At 74.2% G+C, this 15554-nt stretch carries 15 protein-coding genes; 5 read left to right on the top strand and 10 right to left on the bottom strand.

Annotation, left to right across the window (positions count from 1 at the left end; all coding sequences use genetic code 11):
* Position 1: 1 nt before the first annotated feature.
* Both FHL79_RS08755 and FHL79_RS08760 read right to left on the bottom strand, forming a co-directional pair.
* The gene (locus FHL79_RS08755) at positions 2-886 is read right to left on the bottom strand and encodes a carbohydrate kinase family protein (protein WP_138758222.1); all 885 of its coding nucleotides are present in this window, start codon (positions 884-886) and stop codon (positions 2-4) included.
* Positions 887-896: 10 nt separating this feature from the next.
* The gene (locus FHL79_RS08760; protein WP_138758223.1) at positions 897-1829 is read right to left on the bottom strand and encodes a pseudouridine-5'-phosphate glycosidase; all 933 of its coding nucleotides are present in this window, start codon (positions 1827-1829) and stop codon (positions 897-899) included.
* A 69-nt stretch (positions 1830-1898) separates the two neighbouring features.
* Between FHL79_RS08760 and FHL79_RS08765 the strand changes: the two genes are divergently transcribed.
* Entirely contained in the window at positions 1899-2129 is a 231-nt protein-coding gene (locus FHL79_RS08765; protein WP_218938390.1) for a DUF3039 domain-containing protein, read from the top strand.
* Positions 2130-2497: 368 nt separating this feature from the next.
* Here the strand turns inward: FHL79_RS08765 and FHL79_RS08770 are convergent, their stop codons facing one another.
* From FHL79_RS08770 to ppgK, 6 genes are all read right to left on the bottom strand, one after another.
* On the bottom strand, positions 2498-3685 hold the full coding sequence (locus FHL79_RS08770; RefSeq protein ID WP_218938391.1) for an amidohydrolase family protein: 1188 nt from the start codon (positions 3683-3685) through the stop codon (positions 2498-2500).
* 273 nt (positions 3686-3958) lie between these two features.
* Positions 3959-5035 carry a YihY/virulence factor BrkB family protein gene (locus tag FHL79_RS08775; protein ID WP_138758226.1) on the bottom strand — a complete coding sequence of 359 codons (1077 nt, stop codon included), beginning with the start codon at positions 5033-5035 and terminating at the stop codon, positions 3959-3961.
* 77 nt (positions 5036-5112) lie between these two features.
* Positions 5113-7302 (bottom strand): VanW family protein, encoded by a 2190-nt coding sequence (locus FHL79_RS08780; RefSeq protein WP_138758227.1) that lies wholly within the window; start codon positions 7300-7302, stop codon positions 5113-5115.
* Between the two features lie 146 nt (positions 7303-7448).
* Complete coding sequence (locus tag FHL79_RS08785; protein ID WP_216870603.1) at positions 7449-7676, bottom strand: DUF7455 domain-containing protein; 228 nt, start codon at positions 7674-7676, stop codon at positions 7449-7451.
* A 452-nt stretch (positions 7677-8128) separates the two neighbouring features.
* Positions 8129-9436, bottom strand: a complete 1308-nt coding sequence (locus FHL79_RS08790; RefSeq protein ID WP_439331125.1) for an RNA polymerase sigma factor — start codon at positions 9434-9436, stop codon at positions 8129-8131.
* Between the two features lie 349 nt (positions 9437-9785).
* Positions 9786-10529, bottom strand: coding sequence for a polyphosphate--glucose phosphotransferase (gene ppgK / locus FHL79_RS08795; RefSeq protein ID WP_138758229.1), 744 nt, complete (start codon positions 10527-10529; stop codon positions 9786-9788).
* Between the two features lie 62 nt (positions 10530-10591).
* On the opposite strand from ppgK, the gene FHL79_RS08800 reads away from it, so the two are divergent.
* Entirely contained in the window at positions 10592-11419 is an 828-nt protein-coding gene (locus FHL79_RS08800) for an inositol monophosphatase family protein (protein ID WP_171058085.1), read from the top strand.
* 204 nt (positions 11420-11623) lie between these two features.
* Here the strand turns inward: FHL79_RS08800 and FHL79_RS08805 are convergent, their stop codons facing one another.
* Positions 11624-12157, bottom strand: coding sequence for a LytR C-terminal domain-containing protein (locus FHL79_RS08805; RefSeq protein WP_138758231.1), 534 nt, complete (start codon positions 12155-12157; stop codon positions 11624-11626).
* 58 nt (positions 12158-12215) lie between these two features.
* Complete coding sequence (locus tag FHL79_RS08810) at positions 12216-13262, bottom strand: phosphotransferase family protein (RefSeq protein ID WP_138758232.1); 1047 nt, start codon at positions 13260-13262, stop codon at positions 12216-12218.
* Between the two features lie 348 nt (positions 13263-13610).
* Between FHL79_RS08810 and FHL79_RS08815 the strand changes: the two genes are divergently transcribed.
* The 3 genes from FHL79_RS08815 to dut all read left to right on the top strand — a co-directional run bounded on the left by FHL79_RS08815 (position 13611) and on the right by dut (position 15554).
* Complete coding sequence (locus FHL79_RS08815; protein WP_026844338.1) at positions 13611-13913, top strand: DUF4193 domain-containing protein; 303 nt, start codon at positions 13611-13613, stop codon at positions 13911-13913.
* 139 nt (positions 13914-14052) lie between these two features.
* Positions 14053-14976 carry a hypothetical protein gene (locus FHL79_RS08820; RefSeq protein ID WP_138758233.1) on the top strand — a complete coding sequence of 308 codons (924 nt, stop codon included), beginning with the start codon at positions 14053-14055 and terminating at the stop codon, positions 14974-14976.
* Between the two features lie 53 nt (positions 14977-15029).
* Positions 15030-15554 carry a dUTP diphosphatase gene (gene dut, locus FHL79_RS08825; RefSeq protein WP_218938392.1) on the top strand — a complete coding sequence of 175 codons (525 nt, stop codon included), beginning with the start codon at positions 15030-15032 and terminating at the stop codon, positions 15552-15554.

The following is a 15554-nucleotide window of genomic DNA, read 5'->3' on the forward strand; positions in this document are numbered from 1 at the left end:
CTCAGCGGGCCCCCGCCCGTCCCACCACGACGGCGGCCCGCTGCAGGCCGGCCTCCAGCGCCGCCGCCGGGTCGGGCCGGCCGGCGGACGCCGACCACACCGACAGCACGCCGGCGGTGAAGGCATCGCCCGCGCCGGTCGTGTCCACGACCTCGGCCGGGTGCGCGGCCCGGTGCACCAGCACGTCCCCGGCTGCCCACAGCGCCCCCTCGGCCCCGAGGCTGACCACGACGACCGGGTGCAGCCCGGCGAGCGCCCGGGCTGCCTCGGTGGTGTCGGTGCAGCCCGTGAGCAGCCGCGCCTCCTCCGCGTTGGGCAGCAGCAGGGTGGCCGCCGCGGTGTCGGCGAGCCACCGGTCCACGCCGTAGCCGGCCAGCGGCCCGGTCGACGCCGGGTCGACCGACACCGTGCACCCCGCCGTGCGCGCCGCGGCCAGGGCGGCGAGCCCGGCTGCCCGCGGTCCGTCGTCCAGCAGCGTGTACCCGGACAGGTGCAGGTGGCCTCCGGCCGGCGGCGCCGGGACGTCGTCGGGCTGCAGCGCCAGGTTGGCGCCGCGGTCGGCGAGCATGCTCCGCTCCCCGCCCGGCTCGACGAGGCTGATGATCGTGCCGGTCGAGAGGCCGGGGAGGGCGCGCACCGCCAGGGTCACCCCGGCGCCGGTGAGGTCCCGGCACAGCGCCTGACCGGGGAGGTCCTCGCCGACGCAGCCGGCCAGCGTCACCGGCGTCCCGAGCGCGGCCAGGTGCGCCGCCACGTTCGCGCCCGCCCCGCCGCCGCGGGTGACGATCGCGGCGGGGCGGTCCGAACCCGGCGCCGGGTCCCCGGACAGCAGGGCGACGACGTCGGTGCAGACGTCGCCGACGACGACGACCCGCGGTGCGGTCACGGTCGGCCGGTCAGCGGGGGAGCGCCGCGAGCTCGGCCGCGATCTGCCCGGCGAGCTCGGCGTTGCGGAGCACCAGCCGCACGTTGACCTCCAGGCTGGCGCCGCCGCTGGCGTCGTGCAGGTGGCCGAGGACGAACGGGGTGACGTCCTTCCCGCGGGCCCCGGCGGCGTCCGCGGCGGCGAGCGCGTCGGCGATCACCCGGTCGTGCAGCTCGGCGTCCAGCTGCTGGTCCACCGGCAGCGGGTTCGCCACGACGACCGCTCCGGGCGCCAGTCCGCGGCGGGCGGCGAACACCCGGGCTGCCTCGGCCGGCGTCTCGACCGACCAGTCGACCGCGGACCCGGAGTCGGCCACGTAGAAGCCGGGGAATCGCAGCGTCCGGTAGCCGACGACGGTCACCGACAGCGACTCCAGCCGCTCCAGGGTGGCCGGGACGTCGAGGATCGACTTCACACCCGCGCAGACCACGACCAGGGAGGTGCGGGACAGCGCGGTCAGGTCGGCGGACTCGTCGAAGGTGTCGCCGGCGTGCCGGTGGACCCCGCCCAGGCCGCCGGTGGCGAACACGCCGATCCCGGCGCGCTCGGCCAGCAGTGCGGTGCTGGAGACGGTGGTGGCACCGCTGCGGCCCAGCGCCGCGGCGATCGGCAGGTCCCGGACGCCGAGCTTGGCCAGCTCCGGGTCGGCGCAGACCCGGTCGACCTCCTCCGCGGTGAGCCCGACGTGCGGGACCCCGTCCAGGACGGCGATCGAGGCCGGCACCGCACCGCCGGCCCGGACGGCGTCCTCCACCTGGTCGGCGGCCGCGCGGTTCTCCGGGCGGGGCAGCCCGTGGGCGAGCAGCGTGCTCTCCAGCGCCACGACCGGCCGGCCGGCCGACAGCGCGTCGGCCACCTCGGGGGAGAGGACGGGAACGGCGAGGTCGGGATGGGAGTTCTGCACCCTGTCATCATGGTGGGCGGTCCGCGGGCGACCGGTCACCGGTCCCGCACCCCGAACCAGGGAGCAGACGTGAGCAGCAGCGACATCCTCGAGCGGCCGGACGTCCGGGACGCCGACACCGGCAGCGCCAACGAGGTCTTCCACTACGTGAAGAAGAACAAGATCGCCGAAAGCGCGGTCATGGGCACCATGGTCGAGGCGCTCTGCGGCGAGGTCTTCCCGGTCACCAAGACCCCCAAGCCCGGCAGCCCGGTGTGCCCGGCCTGCAAGGAGGTCTACAACCAGCTCAAGAAGGGCTGAGCTGCGCACAGGGTCGATCTGATCGGCCGTGCGTCGCTCTTGCCCCCTGAGCGGCCCACCATGAGTCATCACGGCCGTCTCGTCGGCGCGGTCGAACTGGGCAGCGTTCCCGGGGGCCGCCTGCCCCGCCTTCCAGCCGCCACGCCGCCAGTCAGCGGCGAGGTACGCCATCAGTTGACGGTTCTGCGCGCTGACGAGGACGGCTCGCATGGCCGGGCGGATGAGTGCGGGCACTGCTCGTCGGATGGACGGGGCAGTGCCGTGCTCGCCCGTTCGTCGGGGCAGCTCTGACCACGTTCGGGGCAGCCCGTGCTCAGTCGTCCGGCTGTGGTCGTGCAGCTCGTCCCTACCCAGGTCACGCACTGCGGTCATTCCGCGGTCGGGGAGCGCGATGCCGGGTGTCCGGCCCGCCACACCTGCTCGATGGCCCGCGTCCCGGTGATGTCGTGCTCGGGGTCGCCTTGGACCAGGACGAGGTCGGCACGCATGCCCGGCGCGATGCCGCCTCGGTCGGTGAGGCCGAATGCCGCGGCGGGTGCACTCGTCGCGGCGGCCAGAGCTGCGGGCGGGGACAGGCCGGCCAGCACGAGCAGATGGAGTTCGTCGTGCAAGCTGGCGCCGTGGGCAGTGCCCGGGCTGGGCGCATCGGTGCCGGCGAGCAGGCGTAGGCCATTCCGCTGCAGCTGCGCGACCGCCGACATGGCGTGTGCCAGGTCGGCGCGCGCGCCCGGCCCGACGGGGAAGTCGAGCGTCAGCGAAGCCCGCTGACGCGGGTCCAGCGCCGAGCCGAGGTGGGGGTCTTCGGCCAGGGCGCGACCGCGGCTGTGGCCCGAGCGGGCGGCGAGCGAGGTGAGTGTCGGGACCACGAACACGTTGCGGCGTACGGCTGCGTCGAGGAACTGGGCGGAGGGTGGTTCGTCGAAGAACAGGTGAGCCAGCCCATCGACGCCTGCTCCGACGGCGAGGAGTGCGTGCGCCTGGGTGAGGGTGTGCGCGACGACGAGCAGGTCCTGTGCGTGTGCCGCGGCGACCAGCGCCTCCACCGTGTCGGCGGTCAGCGTGGGGACGGCGTGCCCGGTGGTGGTGCCGTCCTCGAGGATCACCTTCAGGAAGTCAGAGCCCTCGGCGACCCGGGCCGCGACGAAGGCCTCGGCTTGCGCGGGTCCGGCAACGGTGGGGAACGGGGACAGGAGGCCTTGGGCGATGAGCCGGGTCGGATGCCCTCCCGGGGCGGTGGCGCCGATGCCGGCCGAGCGCAGATCGGCCGCGCTCGGGTCGCAGGATGCTTGCTGCACCAGCGCTCCTACGAGGGCGGGGTCGGCGAACATGTCCAGTTCTGTGGTGACCCCCGACCTCAGTGCCGACTGCAATGCGCCGGGGAAGACGTGCACGTGTGCGTCGATCAGGCCGGGCAGGACGGTGCCGCCTCGAGCGTCGACCACCGGTACGCCCGCCGGCGCGGTCAACCGGGAGTCGAGCGCGGCGACGCGCCCCTCGAGGACCAGGACGCATCCGGGGGGCAGGAATCGGTGGCCGTCGAAGAGCTTCGCTCCCACGATCAAGACGCTGTCCGGCCCGGGGTCCACGCCGCACTTCCTACTCCTCCTCCGAGCCGGTCGGCTCACCTCGCCGCGTGCGAGGAGTTCCCCTCGCGCCTCGCCGCGCCGGACATCGGGGAGCGCGCAGTACGAGTTCACGAGCGGCACCCCCGCGGCTCTGCCACGGCCACGTGCGGACCCGGACCGAGCCGCTGCCCGGGTCACCGACGGTGAGCCTCCGGCCCGCGCCGCTGGCCCCGAGCCGACTCTCAGCGGCGCCCGGGACTGACGTCAGTCCCGCAGCCCGAGCTTGTGCGCCTCCAGCTCGATCTTGGCGGCCCGGCGGGCCTGGCGGCGGGCGTCGTGGCGGCGGCGCTTCGCCGGCCATCGGGCCTCGATGGTGGCGTTGAGCTCGCCACCGAGCAGCAGCGCCATGCCGAGCAGGAAGCAGAACAGCAGGGCCGCGATGGGGGCGGCCAGTGCGCCGTAGGGCAGCGCCGTGGTGAGGATGTCGGCGACGTAACCGCGCAGCACGGTCGCCGCGATCACGAAGAAGACGACGGCGAAGATCGCGCCCGGCAGGTGCCGGTGCCAGGGGATCCGCCGGGGCAGCATCACGTGGTAGAAGCTCGTGAGCACCAGGACGAGCCCCACCACGACCACCGGCCAGTACACCGCGTTGACCAGCACCGTCGCGGTCCCCTGCCAGTGTGCGGGCAGCAGGTCGACCAGGGTCTCCCGGCCCAGCACCAGCAGGGGCAGGGTGAGGACGGCGGCCACCAGGCCGCAGATGAACAGCCACAGCGCCATCAGCCGGGTGGCGATCGGGCCGCGCACGTCGCGCTGGCCGTAGGCGATGACGCCGGTGTTGATGAACGTGGCGGTCGCCGAGGACCCGGCCCACAGCGACACCAGGAAGCCCACGCTGACCACGTCGAGCCGACCCGAGTTGAGGATGTCGTCCAGGGTCGGCTGCACCAGGTCGGCCACGACGCCGGGGGTGAGTGCCTCGGCGGAGGCGGTGACCAGCTGGTTCTCGATCTCGGCGACCTTGTCCGCGCCGATCCAGTCGCCCAGGTAGCCCAGCGAGCCCAGCAGCCCGATCAGCAGCGGCGGGACCGAGAGGACCTGCCAGAAGGCCGCCTCCGCGGACAACCCGAGGATCCGGTCCGACCAGGCCTTCGCCAGGCTGGCCCCGAGGACCTGCAGCGGCACCCGGATCGGTGCCGGCAGCCAGCTCAGCCGGCCGCGGCGGGCGGGCTGCGGACGTGCCTGCGCCGGGCCGTCCTCGGCGCGCGGTGCGGCGCCGTCGCCCCCGGTGCGCTCACCGGGGGGCGCCGCTGAGCTGCGTGGGACGGCGGAGGCCACAGCTCCAGTGTGCACGGCGGCCCTCGCGGACGGGCGCTCCTGACCTGCGGACACCCACCCGGAGGGGGGCGGTGGTCTCAGCGGCGTCGACGACGGGCGCGGGCGCGGACGTCGTCAGCCGGCCGGCCACCGGGACGGCGTCCGGTCGGGGCCGCCGGGGCGGGGGTGCCCGCGGTGGCCGGCTGTCCCGCCGCCGGATCGGCCGGCGGGACGCAGGTGATGACCGCCTCGGCGGCGTAGTGGGTCTCGAAGTCCTCGCGGCGGAGCTCGGCCCCGGTGGCCGGGTCCTTGAACACCCGGGTGACGGTGATGTCGAAGCCGGTCGAGCCCGACTGCGGGGTGCAGTTGCCGTCGTCGACCTTCTCCTGGACCGCCGGCTGCCGGAGGTTGCGGCGCGGCCCGCTGATCGACTCGATCTCGTAGTGCTTGGTCCCCCAGAAGGTCACCGTCAGCGCACCGGGGACCCACTCGGTCTGCACGTAGATGCCGGTGTCGGTGTCGTTGCGCCACTGCAGGTCGATCGCGCCCTCGTAGACCGTCGCCTCCCGGCCGGCCGGGTAGCGGCTGATGTAGAAGCTGTGCGGCTTGTGGTAGACGTCCTCGAGGCCGGCGAAGAAGACGGCGTTGAACATCGTCGTGGCGAACTGGCTGATCCCGCCGCCGACGGCCTGGGACAGCTCGCCGCCGCTGATGACCGCGGCCGGCACGTACCCCTGCGCGGTGCCGCGGGGGCCGGTGAAGTCGTTGAGGCTGAAGGTCTCGCCCGGCTCGACCACCGCGCCGTCCACCTCCTCGGCGACCACCCGGATGTTGGTCCCGCTGGCGGAGCTGGTGAAGTTGGTGGTGAAGGTGCTGACCTGCTCGGTGATGCCCAACGCCTGCGCCTGCTCGGTGGTGAACGCGGCGGGCACCGGTCCGAGGGTCGGGGTCACCGAGCGGGGCGCCGGGTCGTCCAGCACGGGCAGCAGCTGGTCGGCCAGTTCGGCGGGGTCGATCCCCTGACCGTCGACCGAGGGGACGATGGAGACCGAGTCCCCGGACACCTCGAAGCGGGCGTCCTGCGCGGGGGAGCCGAAGGCGGCGAAGTCCTCGCCCATGGCGGTCTGCAGCGCCGTCGGGTCGACCGCGACCGCGAGGCTGCCGTCGTCCTGGGGCGTGAACGTCAGCGACGCGGCGATCGCGGTCTCCGGGACGTCGACGGGGTCCGCTCCGCCGGTGCCCACGACGGTGACCGGGGCGGACAGCGCCGGGATGACCGTCTCGTCCAGCACGCGCTGGGCCTCGGCCCGCTCGACCTGCACCGGGGCGACGGCGACGGGCAGGTCGACCGGGGCCGTGGGGTCGGCAGCGGAGGCGACCGCCGCGGTGATCGCGTCGACGGCTCCGTCCCGGTCCAGCGAGCGGCCCTCGACCGGCTCGACGAGGGAGGGCGTGGTGCCGTCCAGGGCGATCGTGGCGTCCACCGGGGTGCGGTCCACCGTGGTGGCCAGCTGCTCGACCTGGGCGTCCAGCGAGGTGCGGTCGACGGTCAGCACCGGGTCGACGGTGCGGTCGGAGAACAGCGAGGTGAGCCGGGTCCAGGGGTTGAGTGGCTGCTCGTCGACGGCGTCGACGGTGCCCGGCACGTCCAGCGCGATGCCGGCGGCCGGCGGGTGCAGCAGGCCCTCGACGTCGTCGGCGACCAGCGGGCGATCGGCGACGACCCGGGGCGCGAGGTCGCTCTCCAGCCGATCGGACGCCGCCGCGGGGGAGAGGTCGCCGAGCTCCAGGCCGGCGACGACCGTGCCGCGCGGGACGTGGTCGCCCGCGGCGAGCAGGTCGACGCCGTAGGCGGCCCCGAGCGCGAGGACCGCTGCGGCGGAGAGCAGCACTGCGCGGCGCCGCCACCAGGGCCTGCGGGGCGTCACCTCGGCCGACGGCGGTCCGGGAGGCCCGTCCCCGGTCCGGGAGTCGGTCGGGAGGGCCGCCACCGGGGTCCCGTCGGCGGGCAGGGCGTGGTCGTCGTGCGCCGGACCGATCACCTGGGTGTCCGAGGGGTCCCCGCCGGCACCGTCGGTCGCGGTGTCGTCGGCGACGGGCGGGATCAGCTGGGTGTCCGACGGCTCGGCGTCGGGTGCCTCGGTCGCCGGCGGCGCCGTCCGGCCGGACCCGGGTGCGGCGGGGCCGGACGACGGCGGCACCGGCGGGGCGTTGCGGCTCCGGCCGATGGTGCCGTCCGACTGCAGGCGCACCGTGTCGGCGGCGTCCCGGGGGGCGTCCTGCGGCATCGATCGGTCTCCGGCTCGGGGGAGACCGGTGACCGGTCCCGGGAACGACGAAGCCGCCGACTCCCCGTCCCCGCGGTGCGGGTCCGGAGTGTCGGCGGCTTCGTCGGGTGAGGGCTTCATCGCTGGCGCGACGATAGTTGCCCCACTCAGTCGGAGACGCGCGCCTCGCCGTCGGTGTCGATGATGTCGACGGCGATGTCGCGGAGCTTGCTGTCGTACTCGCGGGCGTGGTGCCCGCAGAAGACGAGGTCACTGCCGCTGGGGAGGACCACGCGCACCTTGGCCAGAGCACCGCAACGGTCGCAGTGGAAGGGAACGACGAGATCTTCGGTGGGCGGGGTCGTCGTCAGCGTCTGGGTCGTCATCTGGCTCATCACTCGCTCTCTACCGCACGGACCCGCGACTGCGGATCGGCCTCCTGCACAGCGCCAGGATGGCCCCTCGTGTTCCCGTTCCGGCCCTTGTTGTGCCTCGACGCGCGGAAAGAGATGCGGTCGTGACACGAACAGGAGCGGTGGAGCGGTTCAGCAGGGGACGTCACTGGTTCGGAACTGGGTCCGGGTGGTGCACGTGCTGTCTTGCGCGATCACCGGCCGGGCCGGCTGTGGGTCCGCTGCTGTTCTGACCTCGCCCACGCTACGCCGTCTACCCGACACGTGCCGTCGTACACAGCCGGGTCACCCATTGGGACCGCGATCGTCATCCAGCCGTCATTCGCACAACGGCCGGCGCCCCGAGGGGCACCGGCCGTTGGTGACGGTCTGGAACGGCCCCCTGCAGGGTCCCGCCGCGAGCTCGCGAGTGGCGGGGGGCAGGGGGTGTTTCCTCAGTCGAGGTAGTCGCGCAGGACCTGCGAGCGGCTGGGGTGGCGCAGCTTCGACATCGTCTTGGACTCGATCTGCCGGATCCGCTCCCGGGTCACCCCGTAGACCTGGCCGATCTCGTCCAGCGTGCGCGGCTGGCCGTCGGTGAGACCGAAGCGGAGCCGGACCACGCCGGCCTCCCGCTCGGACAGCGTCTGCAGGACGCTGGTCAGCTGGTCCTGCATGAGCGTGAAGCTCACCGCGTCGACCGCGACGACGGCCTCGGAGTCCTCGATGAAGTCACCGAGCTGGCTGTCGCCCTCGTCGCCGATGGTCTGGTCGAGGCTGATGGGCTCCCGGGCGTACTGCTGGATCTCCAGCACCTTGTCCGGGGTGATGTCCATCTCCTTGGCCAGCTCCTCCGGGGTGGGCTCGCGGCCCAGGTCCTGGAGCAGCTCGCGCTGGATGCGGCCGAGCTTGTTGATGACCTCGACCATGTGCACCGGGATGCGGATGGTGCGGGCCTGGTCGGCCATGGCGCGGGTGATGGCCTGCCGGATCCACCAGGTGGCGTACGTGGAGAACTTGTAGCCCTTGGTGTAGTCGAACTTCTCGACCGCGCGGATCAGACCGAGGTTGCCCTCCTGGATCAGGTCCAGGAACGCCATGCCGCGGCCGGTGTAGCGCTTGGCCAGGGAGACCACGAGGCGGAGGTTGGCCTCCAGCAGGTGGTTCTTGGCGCGCTCGCCGTCGCGGACGATCCAGTTGAGGTCGCGGCGCATCTGCGGGGAGAGCTTCTGGCCCTCCTCCTCGACCTGGCGCAGCCGCTCGGCGCCGTAGAGCCCGGCCTCAATCCGCTTGGCGAGGTCGACCTCCTCCTCGGCGGTGAGCAGCGCGACCTTGCCGATCTGCTTGAGGTAGGCCCGGACGGAGTCGGCCGAGGCGGTGAGCTCGGCGTCCTTGCGCGCCTGGCGCAGCGCCTCGGACTCCTCCTCGTCGTCCCACTCGAAGTCGCCGCTCTTCTCCTCGCCCTCGTCGGTCTCGGCGACGGCGACGCCGTCCTTGCCGGTGACGACGGTCTCGTCGAGCTTGAGGCCCTCGGGCCCGCCGTCGACGACGGCGACAGCGGTGCCGTCACTGGCGACGGCGGTCAGCACGGTGCCCTCGCCGGCGCCCGGGGAGGGGGCGATCGTCGGCTTGCGGGCGACGGCCTTCTTCGCCGGGGCCTTCTTGGCCGGGGCCTTCTTGGCTGCTGCGGTCACCGAGGCGGTGGACTGCGTCGAGGCGCTGGCACGGGCGGCGACCGTCCGGCTGCGACTCGGACTGCTCACCGTGGTCTCCGGCTGGTCGGACGGCTGGTCGGCGGGCACTCAGGGTTCCTTCCCGTACAACTGCGGTGCGTTCCTCGAGGACCGTGTGGCCCGCGGGCAGCGGCCCCGGACCGCACCCGGCGCAGCGGCCCACCGCCACGCCCCGCGGGGTGACACACCGCGAGGTGTTTCACCGGGCTGGGATGGGGGGATGACTTGCTGGCTGGGGGTTGACGCGGTGGGGCTCCACCATTGTAACGACGTGCAGGCGACGGTCCACCGGTTCTGTGCCGGGAGCGACCCGGATGACACGCCCGCCACCTCCACCGGGGGAGGACGACGCCCGTCCCACCCCCGGTGCGGAGGCCGCTCACTGGCCGATGTGCTGCTCCGCGGCGAGTGCGGCACCGACGATGCCCGCGTCGTTCAGCAGCTCGGCAGGCACCACCCGGGTGCGGGTGGACAGCAGCGGCACCCACTTCTCCGACTTCTTGCTCACCCCGCCACCGACGATGATCAGGTCGGGCCAGATGCTCGCCTCGAGGGTGTCCAGGTAGCGGTCCACGCGCTTGGCCCACTGCGAGTAGCTGAGCTCCTCGCGCTCGCGGGCCGAGGCCGAGGCGCGCTTCTCCCCGTCGTGGCCGTCGACCTCGATGTGCCCGAACTCGGTGTTGGGCACCAGCGTGCCGTCGATGAACAGCGCGCTGCCGATGCCGGTGCCGAAGGTGAGCATGAGCACCAGGCCGCGCTCGCCCTTGCCGGCGCCGTAGGCCATCTCGGCGATCCCGGCCGCGTCGGCGTCGTTGAGCGTCTGCACGGTGCCCGGGATCACCGCCTCCAGGCCCTTGGCCATGTCGGTGCCGATCCAGGACTTGTCCATGTTGGCGGCGGTGAACGTCACGCCGTGCTTCATCACCCCGGGATAGGTGACCCCGATGCGCCCCTCCCAGCCGAACTGGCCGACGATGTCGGCCACCACGCCGTAGACCGGGTCGGGCAGCGCCGGCTGCGGCGTCGGGATGCGCACCCGATCACCGACCAGCTCGCCCTTGTCCAGGTCGACCACGCAACCCTTGATGCCGCTGCCACCGATGTCCACTCCGAAGCCCTGCACGGAGGCAGGCTAGCGACAGTCGCGACGTCCGGCGCGCAGGTCGGGCAGGATTCCTCTCCGTGATGACCTCCGGCGGCACCGCACCCGACCTGCACACCGAGCTGCTGGAGCTCGCCCGGGCCACCGCCGAGGAGGCCGCGGTGCTCGTCGGCGCAGGTCGCAGCACGGCCGCGGACCAGGTCGACACCAAGTCCAGCCCGGGCGACGTCGTCACCGCGGTGGACACCGCGAGCGAGGCGCTGATCGTGCGCCGGCTGACCGACGCCCGGCCCGACGACGGGGTGCTGGGCGAGGAGGGCGCCGCCCGGGAGGGCACCAGCGGTGTCCGGTGGGTCGTCGACCCGATCGACGGGACGGTCAACTTCCTCTACGGGCTGCCCGCCTACGCCGTCTCCATCGCCGCCGAGGTCGACGGGCGCAGCGAGGTCGGTGTGGTGCTGAACGTGGCCACCGGGGAGCTGTTCACCGCTGTGCGCGGGCGGGGCGCCTGGCTGACCACACCCGGGGCCGCTCCGCAGCAGCTGCACGGCAGCGCGCCGCTGTCCTTGGAGCAGACGCTGGTGGCGACCGGTTTCGGGTACCGCGTCGAGCAGCGCCGGGCGCAGGGTGCGGTGGTGGCCCAGCTGCTGACCGAGGTGCGCGACATCCGCCGCAACGGCTGCGCCTCGCTGGACCTCTGCTCGGCCGCCGCCGGCCGGGTGGACGCCTACTACGAGCTGGACCTCAAGCCCTGGGACCACGCCGCCGGTGCCCTCGTCGCGGCCGAGGCCGGTCTGGTGGTCACCGGCACCGCGGGCCGGCCCTTCGCCGACCCGATGGCGGTCGCCGCCGCCCCCACGATCGCCGAACGCCTCGTAGCCCTCCTCGAGCACCTGCATGAGGAGGAGTAGGCCGGACACGAGCTGAGTCGCGCACGGGCTGAGCCGGGTACGGGTACGGATCCCCGTCCGCGAGGACGGTCCGCGGAGCGGTCGCGGGGCCGGAGGCTCCCGACCGGGCCGCGACCAACGGCTCGACGCCGCAGGGGAACGGCTCCTGGCCGCGGTGTCATCGCGGAGCGATGACCATGTGCTCAAGGAGCGATGACCATCAACTCAACAGGCGTTCTCGGCGCTGGCGATCGGCGCCAGCGCGGCGTCCACCTGGTCCTCGGTCGCCAGCCCGGCGAACTCCGGTCCGATCACGAGGTCGACGACGGCGGTGGCGCGGGTGTCGGGGCGCAGCGTCGATCCCGGCAGGTACAGCTGCAGGTACTCGGCGGTGCTCTTGCCGCGCGGGCCGAACCGCAGCTCGCCGACCCCGGTCACCTCGTTGCCGCTGTTGTCGTTGGCGATCTCCTCGACGACGAATGCCCGGCTCTGCAGGGTGGTCGCCACCTCGCCGGCCTTGCCGGCCTGCTCGCTGGCGTTCAGCACGCGCAGCGTGACCGTGGCCGGGTCCAGCGACTGGGGGGCCGCGCTGGCGCTGCTGCAGGCGGCGGCCTGCGCCTCGTTGCGGGTGTCCTCGTCGGTGAGGACGTTCCACCACACGGCCAGCGCACCCAGCGCGAGGACGAGCAGGAAGGCCAGGGCGGGGATCGGCCGGCGCCGCCGGGCACCGGCCGGTCGCCGCTCGGTCGGCTCGCTCACGAATTATCCACGTCAGCGAGATCGCACACGCGGCAGACCCTAGCTGCGGCCGGGCCGGCTACAGCGCACCGTCGTCGAGCGCGGCGCGTCCCAGCTCGACGCAGGGGTCGATGCGGTCGGCGTAGCCGCTGGTGTCCTTCCCGGCCATCGCGCCGGCGGCCGAGCGGGCGACGATCCCGGCGATGATCGCGGCGAACTTGAAGTAGGCGAACCCCACGTACCAGTTGAGGTCCGACAGGTCGGCGCCGCTGCGGCCGGCGTACCGCTCGGCGAGCTCCAGCCGGGTCGGGAACCCGGGCAGTGCCGACACGGAGTTCACCGACACGGCGCGGTCCTCGCCCGCCTGCGGCCAGTAGACGAACAGCATGCCCAGGTCGGTGAGCGGGTCGCCGAGGGTGGACATCTCCCAGTCCAGCACGGCCCGGATCCGGCCGGGGGTGTCCGGGTCGAGCAGGCAGTTGTCCAGCCGGTAGTCGCCGTGGGTGACGCCGGACCGCTGCGAGGTGGGCACCGTCTCGGCCAGCCGGGCGGCGAGCGCGTCCAGCGCCGGCCGCTCGGTGTCCCGGGTGGCGTCCCACTGCTTGGTCCACCGGCGCACCTGGCGCTCCAGGAAGCCCTCCGGCCGACCGAAGTCCGCCAGGCCGACGCTGCCCGGGTCGACGGCGTGCAGGTCGGCCAGGACGTCCATCAGCCCGTCGGCGACGGCGCGGCGCTCCGCCGGCTCGTCGGCGTAGCCCGGCGGCAGGTCCGTGACCACGTGCACGCCCACCACCCGCTCCATCACGTAGAACGGGGCGCCGAGCACCGAGGTGTCGGTGGCCAGGTGCAGCGTGCGCGGCACCGGGACGGCGGTGTCCGCCAGGGCCGAGATGACCCGGTGCTCGCGGACCATGTCGTGCGCGGTGGCCAGCACGGCGCCGGTCGGCGGGCGCCGGAGGATGACCGCGTCGTCCGCCGAGCCGCCCTCCGGGGTCACCACGTAGGTGAGGTTGGACATGCCCGCGGCGATGAGCTCGACGCGGACCGATCGCCACTTCTCGTCGCCGAGCGCGGTCGCGAGGTAGGGGCCCACGACCCCCGGATCAGCACCCACAGGAGTCGCCACGGCGGCAGGGTAGCCTCTGGCGCTCCGTCCTCCAGCCGCCGTCCCGGAGTCCTGGATGTGTCGCCCTCGGGGAGGCGGGCACAAACCGGGCTCCAGCGGCGTTGGGCGGCTGGCCGGAGTGCGCACGGGTGGCGCGCAGGGCTGTTCCGGAGGGACGACCGACGGAGTGGCGCTGGACGCGTCCGGTGCACGACAGCAGGAGACCGGCCGGGGACCCAGCAGTGGGTCAGCGGCCGGGGACAGACCACCGGCCGCTGCGGCGGCCGGGGCCACCGGCCGTGGCGCTGCGGCGCCACGGCGAACGAGCGGGCCGCGTGCCCGCGCTGAAGAGAAGAGAAGGGGCACACCATGGCCACCGACTACGACGCCCCCCGACGCAACGAGTCCGACGAGCTGGGCGAGGACTCCCTCGAGGAGCTCAAGGCCCGCCGCGCCGAGGCACAGTCCTCCTCGGTCGACGTCGACGAGACCGACTTCAACGAGAACCTCGAGCTCCCTGGGGCCGACCTGTCCAACGAGGAGCTCACCGTCCGCGTGCTGCCCAAGCAGGAGGACGAGTTCACCTGCTCGCGCTGCTTCCTGGTGCACCACCGGAGCCGGCTGGCGACCACCCGCAACGGCCAGCCCGTCTGCCGCGACTGCGCCGCCTGAGGAAGGACCCCCTCGCCCCCACCGTTCGCAAGCTCACGGCGGGACCCTGCGAGGGGGCCGTTCCAGCACGTCACCTGGGTTGGGGGCGGGAGTGGACGGGCACCGTCCTCGGGACGGGGCCACTGACGGAGGGAACTCGATGACGGAGCAGTCGCGCAGGTCGGCGCAGCCGCGGGACGTGCCGCCGCCCCGGCCCGTGGAGCCGGTCGAGGGCGAGGTCGTCGGGGGCGACACCGGGCTCGGTCCGGCGGCCCGCGCGCTGGCCGACGCCGTCGCCGGGCTGCTCGGCCGGGACGCCACCGCCGACCAGCCCGGCGGCGCCCGGCGCACGACCGCCGGTGCCCGTGCGGCGACCGGCGTGCTGACCGACGTCATCTCCGCGGTCGCGGCGGCCGCCCGCTCGGCCGCCAACCCCAGCGGTGCCGAGCGGACGGGCCCGTCCACCCGCAAGGACGGGCAGCGGCGCGCTGCGCCGAGCGGGGTGCTCACCGACCTGCTCGACGCCGCCGCGCCCCGCCTGCCGATCCGGGACCGCGACCGGCTGCGCCAGGCCCACCCAGGCGCCACGGACGGCGAGATCGCCGACGCCCTCGTCGCCCGGGCCACCCGGCTGACCGGTGGCATCGGCGCGGCGGCAGGGGGGCTCACGGCCGCGCAGTGGTTCGCCCCTCCCTCGCTGATCGCCGTCCCGCTGGAGCTCGGCGCGCAGACCGTGCTGGTCGCGGCCGTCGAGGTCGTCCTGGTCGGGGAGCTGCACGAGCTGGCCGGCCGGCGCGCCCCGGGCGACGCCGCGGGCCGGGCACGGGCCTACCTGACCAGCTGGACCACCCAGCGCCCCGTGGGCCGGACCGGCTCCGGTGGGCTGTTCGGGGTCATCAGCACGGCCACCGCTGCCGCGATGCGCCGCCAGGTGACCAAGCGGCTGGCCCGCAGCACGACGTCCATGGCACCGCTGCTCGTGGGGGCCACGCTGGCCGCGCGCGCGAACAAGAAGGCGACCGTCGTCCTCGCCGACGAGCTGCGCCGCGAGCTCGGCCTGCCGCCGTCGTCCCCGCCGCACTGACCGGGCTCCGGCCGCCCTCCACCGGCCCCGGCAGCGCGGCTAGCCTCGCCGCCGTGCCCGTTCCCTCCGCCGACCCCCCGGCGCCGGTCCTCGCGGCGGTCGACGTCCCGGTGCTGCTGACCGGACCGGACGCGGTGCTCCCCGCCTACGCCCTGCCCGGCGACGCCGGTGCCGACCTGTGCGTCGCCGAGGACGTCGAGCTCGCCCCGCACCAGCGGGCCCTGGTCGGCACCGGCGTCGCGGTCGCCATCCCGGAGGGGTTCGCCGGGTTCGTGCACCCGCGCTCGGGCCTGGCCCACCGGCTCGGGCTCAGCCTGGTCAACGCGCCGGGGACGATCGACGCCGGCTACCGCGGCGAGATCAAGGTCAACCTGGTGAACCTGGACCCGGCGACCACCATCCGGCTGCGCCGGGGCGACCGGGTCGCCCAGCTTCTCGTCCAGCCGGTCGTCCGGGCGCGGTTCGTGCCGGTCGCCGAGCTGCCCGGCAGCGAGCGGGGCAGTGGCGGGCACGGTTCCACGGGCGGCGCAGCGGTGCTCGCTGCCCCCTCCCCCTCAGCACTGGAAGGACGGGTCTGA

It is taken from the genome of Modestobacter altitudinis (assembly GCF_005930475.1).
GTDB lineage: Bacteria > Actinomycetota > Actinomycetes > Mycobacteriales > Geodermatophilaceae > Modestobacter > Modestobacter altitudinis.

What these genes read in the sequence shown, in the direction of transcription:
- FHL79_RS08780 (WP_138758227.1), bottom strand. Translation starts at nt 7,302, where the DNA reads ATGCCGCAGGACGCCCCCCGGGACGCCGCCGACACGGTGCGCCTGCAG.
- FHL79_RS08785 (WP_216870603.1), bottom strand. Translation starts at nt 7,676, where the DNA reads ATGAGCCAGATGACGACCCAGACGCTGACGACGACCCCGCCCACCGAA.
- FHL79_RS08800 (WP_171058085.1), top strand. Translation starts at nt 10,592, where the DNA reads ATGACCTCCGGCGGCACCGCACCCGACCTGCACACCGAGCTGCTGGAG.
- FHL79_RS08815 (WP_026844338.1), top strand. Translation starts at nt 13,611, where the DNA reads ATGGCCACCGACTACGACGCCCCCCGACGCAACGAGTCCGACGAGCTG.
- FHL79_RS08820 (WP_138758233.1), top strand. Translation starts at nt 14,053, where the DNA reads ATGACGGAGCAGTCGCGCAGGTCGGCGCAGCCGCGGGACGTGCCGCCG.